Annotated in this window: 9 protein-coding genes; 7 read left to right on the top strand and 2 right to left on the bottom strand. The window is 64.6% G+C overall.

Translation table 11 applies throughout. The annotated features are described in order from the left end of the window. Positions 1-62 precede the first annotated feature (62 nt). Positions 63-581 (top strand): peptide-methionine (S)-S-oxide reductase MsrA, encoded by a 519-nt coding sequence (gene msrA / locus QO011_RS39090; RefSeq protein WP_307285063.1) that lies wholly within the window; start codon positions 63-65, stop codon positions 579-581. A gap of 1,034 nt (positions 582-1,615) precedes the next feature. On the opposite strand, the gene QO011_RS39085 is transcribed toward msrA, so the two are convergent. Beyond that, positions 1,616-3,574 (bottom strand): PatA/PatG family cyanobactin maturation protease, encoded by a 1,959-nt coding sequence (locus QO011_RS39085; protein ID WP_307285061.1) that lies wholly within the window; start codon positions 3,572-3,574, stop codon positions 1,616-1,618. Between the two features lie 1,057 nt (positions 3,575-4,631). On the opposite strand from QO011_RS39085, the gene QO011_RS39080 reads away from it, so the two are divergent. Beyond that, positions 4,632-5,456: a hypothetical protein gene (locus QO011_RS39080; protein WP_307285059.1), complete on the top strand. Its 825-nt coding sequence runs from the start codon at positions 4,632-4,634 to the stop codon at positions 5,454-5,456. 87 nt (positions 5,457-5,543) lie between these two features. On the opposite strand, the gene QO011_RS39075 is transcribed toward QO011_RS39080, so the two are convergent. Next, positions 5,544-6,707 carry a dihydrodipicolinate synthase family protein gene (locus QO011_RS39075; protein ID WP_307285057.1) on the bottom strand — a complete coding sequence of 388 codons (1,164 nt, stop codon included), beginning with the start codon at positions 6,705-6,707 and terminating at the stop codon, positions 5,544-5,546. A gap of 295 nt (positions 6,708-7,002) precedes the next feature. Here QO011_RS39075 and QO011_RS39070 point away from each other — a divergent pair, with 295 nt between their 5' ends. From QO011_RS39070 to QO011_RS39050, 5 genes are all read left to right on the top strand, one after another. Beyond that, positions 7,003-8,067: a LacI family DNA-binding transcriptional regulator gene (locus QO011_RS39070; RefSeq protein ID WP_307285055.1), complete on the top strand. Its 1,065-nt coding sequence runs from the start codon at positions 7,003-7,005 to the stop codon at positions 8,065-8,067. Then, positions 8,064-9,074 carry a Gfo/Idh/MocA family protein gene (locus QO011_RS39065; protein WP_307285053.1) on the top strand — a complete coding sequence of 337 codons (1,011 nt, stop codon included), beginning with the start codon at positions 8,064-8,066 and terminating at the stop codon, positions 9,072-9,074. The genes QO011_RS39070 and QO011_RS39065 overlap by 4 nt, the downstream gene beginning before the upstream one ends. Positions 9,075-9,078: 4 nt before the next feature. Continuing rightward, on the top strand, positions 9,079-10,671 hold the full coding sequence (locus QO011_RS39060) for an acyl CoA:acetate/3-ketoacid CoA transferase (RefSeq protein ID WP_307285052.1): 1,593 nt from the start codon (positions 9,079-9,081) through the stop codon (positions 10,669-10,671). Then, entirely contained in the window at positions 10,668-11,441 is a 774-nt protein-coding gene (locus QO011_RS39055) for an enoyl-CoA hydratase/isomerase family protein (RefSeq protein WP_307285049.1), read from the top strand. The genes QO011_RS39060 and QO011_RS39055 overlap by 4 nt, the downstream gene beginning before the upstream one ends. Before the next feature lie 161 nt (positions 11,442-11,602). Further along, on the top strand, positions 11,603-12,853 hold the full coding sequence (locus tag QO011_RS39050) for an ABC transporter substrate-binding protein (RefSeq protein WP_370882075.1): 1,251 nt from the start codon (positions 11,603-11,605) through the stop codon (positions 12,851-12,853). Positions 12,854-12,936 lie beyond the last annotated feature (83 nt).

Below are 12,936 nucleotides of genomic sequence, written 5' to 3'. Positions count from 1 at the left end.
GACGTCCAGGCTCGACAATGCCTATATTCGTGCCGAAGCCATAACGCAGGAGGTCCAGGACCATGACGACGGAACGCGCAGTGCTCGCCGGGGGCTGCTTCTGGGGCATGCAGGATCTGATCCGCCGCTATCCCGGCGTGATCTCCACCCGTGTCGGCTATTCCGGCGGCGACGTGCCCAATGCCACGTACCGCAATCACGGCACCCACGCCGAGGCGATCGAGATCGTGTTCGATCCGGCTGGGATCAGCTATCGCGAGCTCCTCGAAGTCTTCTTCCAGATTCACGACCCGACAACCCGCAACCGCCAGGGCAACGACATCGGCGCGAGCTACCGGTCGGCGATCTTCTATGCGAGCGACGAGCAAAAGCGCGTCGCTGACGACACGATCGCCGACGTGAACGCCTCGGGACTCTGGCCGGGCAAGGTCGTGACCGAGGTGACGCCGGTCGGTGCTTTCTGGGAGGCGGAGCCGGAGCATCAGGACTACCTGCAGCGCTATCCCAACGGCTATACCTGCCATTTCCCCAGGCCGAACTGGAAGCTGCCGAAGCGCGAGGACATCCGCCGCGCGGGATAGCGGTTCCGCGGCGCGCTGCATCGCGGGCTTGCGCAAATTGGTCCAAGGCGCCGGCCCTTGGGTGGCCGCACCGCGACCCGCCCGTCATGCCGGGGCGCGGCATCCGCGCCCGGTCTCGTGGCCGGCGCGGGGAGGCGCGGCGGCAGGCTGTCCTTCCCCGGTCGACGAGCGTCGGCGGTGAGTGCGCGCGGCGCCCTTCGGACTGCCGACGGTTCGAGAGACGATGCCCTGGCTGGCTGGGGCTGCATGATGGCAGGGGGCGGATGGGCTCCTGGAGACCCCGGCGGCGATCGCCGCCGCCGCAGAGGCGCAAGCCGGCGCCCGGCCTCCTTCAGCCCGACGGCCGCTTCCTCGACGCCGGAGCCGCGGTCGCTGTGGTTCAATCTCGTGCATTGTCGCAGTAATTCAGTAATATTCCTGGAAGTGTAGTTACAGCCTGCCAGATATATACGCAACAGGCTGTAACGTTTCCGCATTGTTACATCTGGACACAGACGCCAATGCAGTGACAAACCTTCCCAACGAAAGGTATAGTTTGGCAAATGCACGGTCCGCTGCATGTTCCTCCACCGCAGCAGTCGTCAGATGGTACGATACCATTACCGCGAACGACTACTCTCGTCCGCGCAACATCATAAGTACCACGCCCAATGGGTTTCGCTTGGTATGGTAAATTCATAGCCGTCTCCGTTATTGGATTGACCTGGAATCCCTCAGAAGCAATCGATGCATCCTGAGGCACCAACTCCAGCTAGGCATTGCGCGCACGCGGTCCCAAGACTTGCGTAACAAACAGCGCCACAAGCGGCTATCGCCGTGCCGCATGCTATTTTCTTGAAGAGATCGCATCCAGAAGGAGTCACTCTGGCGTTACTGGGGGTACTACTCCTGCCACGGATAACGGCGGGAGCCTGACTGGGTAATTTCATGACCGATCTCCTATAGTAGTGGAATGAGCGGCAGATACTAAAGTACAATCTCGAAGCGAGACTGCCGCGTTCGCACGTTCGAGGTAAGTAGATACTATAATTTAACTACACCCTTTTTGTCCATGATCGAACTGAGTCAATTGTTACCGGAATTATATCACTTACATCTACCGCAAAGCGAAATATCCGATTTGCCTTGTTCATATTATCCGGACTATAGAATCCCATTTCTATATCATAGCAGTCAGATTCCGGTCGACATACCGGGCTTCTTTTCACCTTAATATCATCGAGATCAAGCTCTTGTTGAGTAGTTGCGATGATGACGTCACGAATCTGAATCGCGTTTGTCGCGGAATAGTTGAGTGCGCGCTCTTCCGCCGTGACTCCGAGGTTGCGCAGATCATAGTACACACGATTCAGAAAGTCACTTAGACCCACTGCCTGTTCGTTGTACGCTCGCAACGCATCCGCGGCTTTCGGAGCTTCGCCGAGGATATGAGAAACAAGAGGCTTTGTTGCCCACGAGTACATACCGCGTAGCGCAGGTATAATAACTGGAACAACTTGCCCGGATTGTAACCGAACGCTCCCTCCAATGACTCCTGGTATAGAGACGATTTCCACGCCCTCATTTAACTGACCGTGCAAGAATTCGCGAAGCCGAGCGTAGCCGTCTGTAGCCCAAGGCCCCATCGGCTGGATCGCGTAGATGGGAGTGGCATCGAGATTGAGCGTCCATATAATTGACTGAGCGTCGGACGGATTCGAATTGAGATATGCAAGCATTTGCGTTTGGTCGAAGGGATTCGCGGGGCCTTGTGGGGCCTGAACGAAGGAATCTCGGCGCGCTTCGGATATCAAATCGTATCCGATTTTGCCAAGGGCGTAGACCAACTGTGGTGTTTTTGGTTTGGTGCCCCCTCCGCAGGTGCATGTGTCGCCGCCTCCACAAGTGCATTTGTCGCCGCCCCCGCAGCCACAATCTGACATAATAACTTGACCCACTAAATTCTTTATCGGCGCCGCAACGCTAGATACTCGAAGATCACAGTCCGCCGGTGTGCTTTGAGCTGAAGAGTGTTTTGCTCCAAAAGTTATCGATTCATCAACTGTTTGGCCAGACTCTGGAATTATATCCCTAGTCAATGACGATCTACTTGTCTCGCTCATTGATGTTCCCCTCGTTTCCATGAGATTAATCGCTCTCTTTACATTAAGGCGTCCTGATAGAAACTGGCGACAATTCTCCTCGGTGCCTCCAATGCAAGGTTCTGCTCCTTTTAGGAGGAATGCTCGTATCCCGTGTGGATCGAGCGTTTGGCCACTCTGGACCTGACGACTTGCAAGAAGCGCGGCAACTCCAGAGACAATCGGTGCGGCAAAGCTCGTCCCGCTTCTTCGAGTGATGCCTCCGCCCGGCATTGCGCCTGGGATGTTTGCGCCGAGTGCTAGTAAGCCTTGCCTCTGATAGGCAGGGCCCCAATTGCTAGACGCCAGCGGACGCCCGTCATGATCCATGGCTCCAACAGAAAGTACACTGGGAGATGCTGCTGGAATATGTATACATTCGCATCCATCATTTCCAGCGGCTGCAACTATTAGAATATTATGACGCGCACAAATATTGATTGCTTGCGCTAAAAAAGGTTCTGGTTCTTCAGAGTTAGTTAATTGCCCTCCACTTATATTGATGATATTTGCTCCGCCCTCAACTGCCAAAAGTATGGCTCTGGCGAGATCTAGTTGAGAGCAACTAAGTTTATCATTGTGCATCTCATCCGAGAATATTGGTATGCTTAACCCTCTACATGAAGGTGCAATTCCGTTGATTAGCGTGCTGGGTTGGCCAAATATAATACTTGATACATGAGTTCCGTGTTGAGTAGCGGGGCCGTTCAAGTCTCCGCATTCAATAAGACTTGTCAATTCTGTGATCTTTGCTCCCGCGAAGCATGGGTGGGAGAGATCGGTAGGGCCGTCGAGAATTGCAATACAAATCCTGGCGTCGCCTTTGCCAAGGGCGCGAACATCATCCTCTAACGTACTTGCCAGGGTAGCCATTCGTTGACCTTTTAGATGAAAATAGCGTTACCTCTACGCAAATTTGAGATTTTAGGCTTTCCGCTGCTAGCTCTATCTTGTGACGTCGGCTTTGTCGCAATCAGGTAATGCAAAGCGACGGGAACGATGGCGTGAGGCAATTCAACTAGTGTGCCGTTACGATAATATCGTAAACAACGGTGCACGCAACGTCTCATAGCGACCGCTGCTCGAATATTTTGTAGTGTTCTCAAAAAAGAAGCTTTTGAAGATCACGGAATTGGGGGGGGGAGGCGTGGGCCCAGTTTCGCGAGCAAGCCTTGGTAGCTCCGCGCTACGCAGCAGTCGCATTCGTTCGACCAGGCGTGCTCGGCGATGGGCTGTAGCGGTTCGAGCCCGGCGTCCCCGGAGCAAGGCCGAGATCGAGCAGGAGCCGGGTCCCGGCGGCGACTGGCAGATGGGGCCTAGTGTTCCGACTTTAACGGTTCGTTCCGAACCGTCAGTCCGGAACCCTAGTTGGTTCAATGCTTTGTGTTGTGCTTCCAGCACAATGGTCAGGGACCAAGCGTCGGAAGCACAACACTAGGGGCGGGCAACGGCGCCAATGTGAGCCACCACGCCGAGCGGCCGCGGCGGGCAATGCGAGTGCGAGCACAGCCGAGACCATATCGGCTGCTACGGGCGAGGCCTGACCAGAGATCCCGCCACGAGATCGGTTTGGCGAGGCCGAAGACGAGATTGTTCTCGACCTGTGTCAGGATGGCCGCAGACTCACGGCCCCGGAGGGGCGAGGCCGACCGTCGCAGCAGGCGGCATCGCGAGCCAGACCTCACACCGGCGCGCCCTGAACGGTGCGCGATCCACTCGGCGTCGGTGGTAAACCAGCCCTGTGCCAATCGTGCGGGCGCGGACGTCGGATTGGCGATCATCGTGGGGATCCTGCTCGTCTGCGTAGGAGGATCGTACGCCAGCGCGGCTCAGGAGCTAGCGCGATCCGTCGCCTGACCGTGGCGGCGGCTCGCTTGCTGTTCTCACGAAGGAAGAGGTATGGTTAGCACGACCGTGGCGGAGCTTCAAAATGCTCATTTCTGCGAAGAACGCCGTCGTGAGTTTAGGGGTATCTTGTCAAACGGCGTATCAGATCCGCCGGCATGAACGCCTCATCGCTGCGGCTCTCAAAGATCAAGACCTGGCATGGCAATCTTCTTTCTTCAGCAATCTGATCGCGCCGGCGTCTGCGGTGGTTTCCTTGTTTTCGTCCGGAGGTGCTGCAGAGGTCTTGGGGGAAGACATCGAATTGTCTCGTCGCGCCAGATGGAAGGCGCATGGCTTATTCTTCTGGCACGACAGGTTTGATCGGGAGCTGTTGTCGAGCAAGTACACGTATTTGTTGAACAAGACAATTCGCCTGCTGCGATCGGTGAACAACATCGTATTTATCGTCTCGAACACGCAGAACAACCTCCTCGAGCTGTCTCGCGAAATCGAAACGATGGATCCTCGCATCCATGAGCATGATGCAAGCGAGATGGTCGAGGTCGTCACGAATTTCTTTGGAGACAAGTGCCGTTTCCTGTTCGTCGTCAATCCCGATATCGGGCACGTGCCTCACATCCTTGGCAAGGCGCGAGGATATGTCATCGAGCACGACACGGGTGCATGGTATGGGAATACCGTGGCCTGGCAATTGATTCTCCGGCAATTTCTTGGATACTACAATTACTTTCCAGATGATCGTGCGCAAAGCCGCTTGGATCAGATTACAGAGAGATATGAGACGCTGTCGCGGCAACACATGGACCTCCGCAGCCGATACAATGCCCTGCGGGAAAAGCTGAAGACCGTCGGTCCCTTGACGAGGCAAAGCTTGCCGCATGGCGATCTCTCGAAGGCGGCCGAGTAGTTCGCTCGCCCAACTGGGGCGAACGGTCCGGCGCGACGGCTAAGCAAGCTTCGCAGCCGTTCCGCAGCTCAGTGAGATGACCGGCCCTCACTCCACACCGTTCACCGCGCACAGCGCCCGCATCCGCGTCGCCGCGCGCTCGGGGTCGATCAGCAGTCCCGCCTGGTCCGCCAGCCGGAACACCTCGGCGTAATGCAGGATGCCGCGGGCCGATTCCGCGCCGCCGAGCATGCGGACATGGTCCTGGAAGCCGTTGAGCCAGGCCAGGAACACCACGCCGCATTTGTAGAACTGGGTCGGCGCCTCGAACAGTTTTCGCGAGAGCGCCACGGTCGGGCCGAGGATGGCGTCGTATCCGGCGCGGTCGCCCTGGGCGAGGCGGTCGAGCGCGGCGGCGGCGGCCGGGGCGATGGGGTCGAAGATGCCGAGCAGGCCGTGCGAGACGCCCTCGCCGTCGCCCGCCATCAGCTCGGCATAGTTGAAGTCGTCGCCGGTATACATGACGACGTCAGGCGACAGCAGCCGGCGCATCGCCACCTCCTTGCCGGCATCGAGCAGCGAGATCTTGATGCCGTCGATCTTGTCCGCGTGCTCGCGGATCAGCGTCAGCACCGTCTCCATGGCCGGAGAGAAGGCGTCGGCACCCCAGTAGCCGGCCAGCGCGGGGTCGAAGGCCTCGCCCAGCCAGTGCAGGATCACCTTGTCGCGGGCCTGGCGGATCAGCCGGCCGTAGACGGCGAGATAGTCGTCGGCATGGCGGGCGCTGCGGCAGAGCGCCCGGCTCGCCATCAGGATGATGCGCCCGCCATGGGCCTCGACATGGGACATCTGCGCTTCATAGGCGGCGGCGACGTCGTCCAGCGAGGCCGCCGCTGCCGGATCGAGCTGGTCGGTGCCGGCGCCGCAGGCGAGGTCGGCGCCCGGCACGGACCGCGCCTCGGCCAGCGAGCGGGCGATCAGCTCGGCAGCGCCCGGCCAGTCCAGCCCGAGGCCGCGCTGGGAGGTGTCCATCGCCTCGGCCACCTTGAAGCCGAGGCCCCACAGATGCCGGCGGAAGGCGAGGGTGGCGTCCCAGTCGATCGCCGGCCGGCGCCAGGGGTCGGTCAGGGCGCGGGCGTCGGCCACCACATGCGCCGCGGCATAGACCGTGCGAGGGTAGGGCCCGGCATGCGCCAGCGGGTAGGGCGAGGCCGGTCCGGTCGCGTAGGTCTCGAGGCCGCCGGCGGCGGTCGGCAGGGTGAGCGTGGCCATGGTCGTCCTCCTGGCGCGGCGCCGCCGGGCCGGCCCGCGGTGCCGTGTTCCTCCCCGGGTCCCGTTCCGGGTCCCGCTCTCGCCGATTTCGCCGCTTGACAGCGTCACGAGCTTGCGCCACAAGAGCAGTTAGAACGTTCCAAAAGTCAAGATCAGCGGGAACCGAAGTTTTTTGCGCAGCGTTCTCAAGGGTTTGAGCTCAGCGTGAAGACAGCATCCGGTTCCGGATCGGAACGTTCCAAAAAGTGATCGCCATCGACGCCGGGCCCGCCCGGCGCGGCAGGGGAGAGCAGGGATGGGAGGGCCGAGGCGCGGCGCGAGCCGGGCGACGACGATCGTCGACATCGCGCGCGCCGCCGGCGTGTCGAAGTCGACCGTGTCGCTGGTGCTCAAGGGCTCGCCCCTGGTCAAGGCCGAGACGCGCGAGGCGGTCGAGCAGGCGATCGAGCGGCTCGGCTATGTCTACAACCGCTCCGCCGCCAATCTGCGCACCGCCCGCTCCAGCTTCGTCGGCATGGTGATCTCCGACCTGATGAACCCGTTCTTCACGGAGCTCGCGGTCGGCATCGAGGATGCGCTCTACAATCTCGGCTTCATCCCGATCCTGGCCAACACCAACGAGGACGTCGAGCGCCAGGCGCGGGTGCTGCAGTCGCTGCGCGAGCACGGCGTCGCCGGCATCGTCATGAGCCCGGCGCGCGGCACCGATGCCTGGAGCCTGGCCGAGCTCCTGCCCCGCTCCATGCCGCTGGTCGTCACCATGCGCCGGATCGAGGGCAGCCCGGCGCCCTATATCGGGCCGGACAACCGCGTCGGCTGCCGCCGGGCGGTGGAGCACCTGATCGGGCTCGGCCACACCGCCATCGGCTTCCTCGGCGGCGACGGCACGATGACCACCCAGCGCGAGCGCGTCTCGGGCTATCGCGACGCGCTGCAGGCCGCGGGCCTGCCCTTCGACGAGGCGCTGGTGTTCGAATCCATGCCGACCCGGGCCGGCGGCGTCGAGGCGGTGACGGCGGCGCTCGCCTCGCCGCTCCGGCCGACGGCGGTGGTCTGCTACAACGACATCGTGGCGATGGGCGCGACCCGCGCCCTCACCGTGCGCGGCGTCCGTGTCGGCGTCGACTTCGCCGTGGTCGGCTTCGACGACATCGTCGAGGCCGAGAACAACGCCCCGCCGCTCACCACCATGAATGCCGACACCCGCCAGATGGGGGCCCGCGCCGCGCAGGGCCTGCTCGGCCTGATCGGCGGCGCCGACCCGGCGGCGATGTCCTTCACCGGCGACAGCCGCCTGGTGGTGCGCGAATCCTGCGGCGCGCATCTGAGGCAGAAACCGATCAGGGAGGCCGTGCGATGACGGGCAAGCCGATCCGCTGGGGCGTCGTCGGGGCGACCACCATCGGTCGCGAATGGATGATCGGCGCCATGCGCGAGGCCGGCGGCGAGGTGGTCGCGCTGATGTCCTCGGACCGGGACCGCGGCGCGGCCTATGCTGGGGAAACCGGCATCCCCCACGCCACCACCGATCTCGCCGAGCTTCTCGGCAGCGGCATCGACGCGGTCTACATCGCCACCACCAACGAGAAGCACCGGGCGCAGACCCTGGCGGCGGCGGCGGCCGGCAAGCACGTCCTGTGCGAGAAGCCGCTCGCCCTCACCCTCGCCGATGCGCGCGAGATGGTCGAGGCCTGCCGCAGGGCCGGCGTGGTGATGGGCACCAACCACCACCTGCGCAATGCCGCCACCATCCGCGCCCTGCGCGATGCGGTCGCGGCGGGGCGCATCGGCAAGGCGCTGTTCGCCCGCGTCTTCCACGCGGTGTTCCTGCCGCCGCACCTGCAGGGCTGGCGCATCAAGGACGCCGCGGCCGGCTCCGGCGCGGTCATGGACATCACCGTGCACGATGCCGACACGCTGCGCTTCGTGCTCGGCGACGAGCCGGTGGCCGTCACCGCCATGACCCAGCAGGGCGGCATGGGCGGGCCGGGGATCGAGGACGGCGTCATGGGCGTGGTGCGCTTCCGGGGCGGGGCGCTGGCGCAGTTCCACGACGCCTTCACCACGCAATACGCCACCACCGGCTTCGAGGTGCACGGCAGCGAGGGCTCGCTGATCGGCACCGGCTGCATGACGCAGCGCCCCGTGGGCGAGGTGGTGCTGCGCACGGCGCAGGGCGAGGAGGCGCTGACCATCGCGCACGAGAACCTCTACGTCCGAAGCGTCACCGCCTTCCAGACCGCGGTGCGCGGCGAGGGCGCCCCCGTCGCCACCGGCGAGGACGGCATCCGTTCCATGGCGCTGGCGCTCGCCGCGCTGACCTCCGCCAGCACCGGGCGCGAGGCGCCGGTCGAGCCCGGGATCTGATCGCATGGCCTTTCCGCGCGTCCTCACCGCCGACGAAGCTGCCGCCCTGATCGGCGACGGGGCGACGGTGACCGTCTCCTCCTCCTCCGGCCTCGGCTGCCCCGACGCGGTGCTGGCGGCGATCGGCCGGCGCTTCGAGGCCTCGGGCCATCCCCGCAATCTCACCACGCTGCACCCGATCGCGGCCGGCGACATGTGGGGCATCAAGGGCATCGACCACATCGCCCGGCCCGGGCTGCTGGCGCGGGTGCTGGCCGGGTCCTACCCCTCCGGCCCGTCCTCGGCCGAGCCGCCGGCGATCTGGCGGATGATCACCGGCAACGAGATCCCGGCCTACAACATCCCCTCCGGCATCCTGTTCGACATGCACCGCGAGGCCGCGGCGCGGCGTCCGGGCGTGCTGACCCGGATCGGCATGGAGACCTTCGTCGATCCCTTGCTGCAGGGCTGTGCGATGAATGCCCGCGCGGCGGCGGAGCCGATCGTCAAGCGCGTCGCCTTCGAGGGCGAGGACTGGCTCTATTTCAAGGCTGTCGTGCCCGACGTCGCCGTCATCCGCGCCACCACGGCGGACGAGCGCGGCAACCTCTCCTACGAGCACGAGGGCGGCTATCTCGGGCCGCTCGACCAGGCGCTGGCGGTGCGCAACAATGGCGGCCTCGTCATCGCCCAGGTCAAGCGCCTGGCCAAGAGCGGCACGCTCAAGCCCCAGCAGGTGCTGGTGCCGGGCGTGCTGGTCGACGCGATCGTGGTGGCCCCCGACCAGATGCAGACGACGCAGACCCCCTACGAGCCGGCGATCTCGGGCGAGGTGTTCCGGCCGCTGTCGAGCTTCGAAGTGCCGGAATTCGGCGTTCCCAAGGTGATCGCGCGGCGCGTGGCCAGGGAGCTGCGCTACGGCGACGCCGTCAATATCGGCTTCGGCATCTCGGCCAACGTGCCGCGGATCCTGATCGAGGAGGGCCGGCACGGCGACGTCACCTGGGTGATCGAGCAGGGCGCCGTCGGCGGCGTGCCGCTGCTCGACTTCCAGTTCGGCTGCGCCTCCAATGCCGAGGCGATCGTGCCCTCGCCCTACCAGTTCACCTATTTCCAGGGCGCGGGCTTCGATGCCTCCCTCCTGTCCTTCCTGCAGATCGACCGGCAGGGCTCGGTCAACGTCTCCAAGCTCGGCGCCCGCCCGCACGTCACCGCCGGGGCCGGCGGCTTCGTCGACATCACGGCGCGGGCCCGGCGCATCGTCTTCTCCGGCTACTTCACCGCCGCGGCCAAGCTCGGCATCGAGGGCGGGGCGCTGCGGATCAACGCGGAAGGCAAGGTCAGGAAGCTGGTCGAGGCGGTGGAGCACGTCTCCTTCGCCGGCGCCCGCGCCGTGGCCCAGGGCCAGGACATCACCTACGTCACCGAGCGCTGCGTGCTGAAGCTGACCGGCGACGGCGTCGTGGTGACCGAGATCGCGCCCGGCGTCGACCTCGAGCGCGACGTGCTGGCCCAGGCCGAGTTCCCGCTCGTCGTCGCGCCCACCCTCGCGGTGATGGACGCGGCGCTGTTCCGGCCCGAGCCGATCGGCCTCGACATCGGGGGAGGGGCGATATGAGCGAGCCCGTCCGCCTCGCCGTCGAAGGTCCCGTCGCCACCATCACCCTGGCGCGGCCCGAGAAGCTCAACGCCCTCGACGAGGCGATGATGACAGCGCTCGGCGCCGCCGCCGACCGGCTCGACGCGGATGCCTCGGTGCGGGCGGTGATCCTCACCGGCGAGGGCAAGGGCTTCTGCGCCGGCGGCGACATCGCCGCCTGGGGCGCGCTGCACCCGCTCGACATGGGTCAGGGCTGGGTGCGCGCCGGCCACCGCGTGTTCGACAAGCTGGCGCGCCTCAAGGCGCCGCTGATCGCGGCGATCAACGGCCATGCCCTCGGCGGCGGCCTGGAGCTGGCGGCGACCGCCGACATCCGCGTCTGCGCGCGCCAGGCCAAGCTCGGCCTGCCGGAGACCGGCATCGGCATGGTGCCCGGCTGGTCCGGCACGCAGCGCCTGGTGGCGCGCTTCGGCGCCGGCGCGGTGCGCCGCCTCGCCCTCACCGGCGAGATCGTCACGGCCGAGCGGGCGCTGGCCATGGGCCTGGTCGACGAGGTGGTGGAGACGGGCGGAGCCCTGGAACGGGCGCAGGCGCTGGCGGCGATGGCCGCGACGCGCGGGCCGGTCGCCAACATCGTCGCCAAGCAATTGATCAACGCCGCCGAGGCGGAGGACGCCGCGGCGGCGCTGGAGATCCTGGCGGGCTCGCTGGTCTCCTATACCGAGGACCTCAGGGAAGGCGTCGCCGCCTTCCGCGAGAAACGCACGGCCATCTTCACGGGACGGTGAACGCCATGCGCGCATGCCGGCCGAGCGGGGGCAGGGGAGATGGACCTATAAGACTTCATTGCGGCCCCGGGGCAGCCGCAGGGCTGCCGCGGGCCGCACATGAGACGTCGCCGGAACGCATCCGGTAGAATGGTCACGGGAGGAGAACGATGACCTTGCGTATGAAACTCTTGGCGAGCGCCGTCGTGGTCGCAGCCGCAGCCTTCGCCGGTCCGGCGCAGGCGCAGGTCAAGGAAGTGCAGATGCTGCACTGGTGGACCTCGGGCGGCGAGGCGGCGGCGCTGAACGTCCTCAAGCAGGACCTCGCCAAGGAGGGCTATGCCTGGAAGGACGTGCCGGTGGCCGGCGGCGGCGGCGACGCGGCCATGACCGCGCTCAAGGCCATGGTGGCGGCGGGCAACTACCCGACGGCATCGCAGATGCTGGGCTACACGGTGCTCGACTATGCCGCGGCGGGCAAGATGGGCGACCTCACCGAGACCGCCAAGGCCGAGGGCTGGGACAAGGCCGTTCCGGTCGCCCTGCAGAAGTTCTCGGTCTATGACGGCAAGTGGGTGGCGGCGCCGGTCAACGTCCACTCCGTCAACTGGCTGTGGATCAACAAGGCGATCTTCGACAAGATCGGCGGCACCGAGCCGAAGACCTTCGACGACCTGATCGCCCTGCTCGACAAGGCCAAGGCGGCCGGCGTCATCCCGCTCGCCCTCGGCGGCCAGAACTGGCAGGAGGCCACGATGTTCGACAGCGTCGTGCTGTCGACCGGCGGGCCGGAATTCTACAAGAAGGCCTTCAACGACCTCGACGAGGACGCGCTGAAGTCCGACACGATGAAGAAGGCCTTCGACAATCTCGGCAAGCTCAAGGCCTATGTCGATCCGAACTTCTCCGGCCGCGACTGGAACCTGGCCACGGCCATGGTGATCAAGGGCGACGCGCTGGTGCAGGTGATGGGCGACTGGGCCAAGGGCGAGTTCAAGGCCGCCAGCAAGACGCCCGGCAACGACTTCCTGTGCTTCCGCTTCCCCGGCACCGACGGCAGCGTGATCTACAACTCCGACATGTTCGGCATGTTCGACGTGCCGGCCGACCGCAAGGACGCCCAGGTCGCGCTCGCCAAGGCGACGCTGTCCAAGAGCTTCCAGTCGGCCTTCAACGTGGTCAAGGGCTCGGTTCCCGCCCGCACCGACGTGCCGGACACCGACTTCGACGCCTGCGGCAAGAAGGGCATCGCCGACCTGAAGAAGGCCAACGAAGGCGGCACCCTGTTCGGCTCGCTCGCCCAGGGCTACGGCGCGCCGCCGGCGGTGGCCAACGCCTACAAGGACGTGGTGACCAAGTTCGTCCACGACCAGATCAAGACCTCGGACGAGGCCGTGACCGAGCTGGTCAAGGCGATCGACGACGCGAAGTGAGACAGTAGCTCTCGCCGACGGCTCAGAACGGCGTCATGGCCGGGCTTGTCCCGGCCATCCACGCGAACGCAGGTGCGTGTCGA

The sequence above is a fragment of the Labrys wisconsinensis genome, assembly GCF_030814995.1.
GTDB classification, from domain to species: domain Bacteria; phylum Pseudomonadota; class Alphaproteobacteria; order Rhizobiales; family Labraceae; genus Labrys; species Labrys wisconsinensis.
Note: the sequence above shows the minus strand (reverse complement) of the source record. Positions and strands in the feature narration are given on the sequence as shown.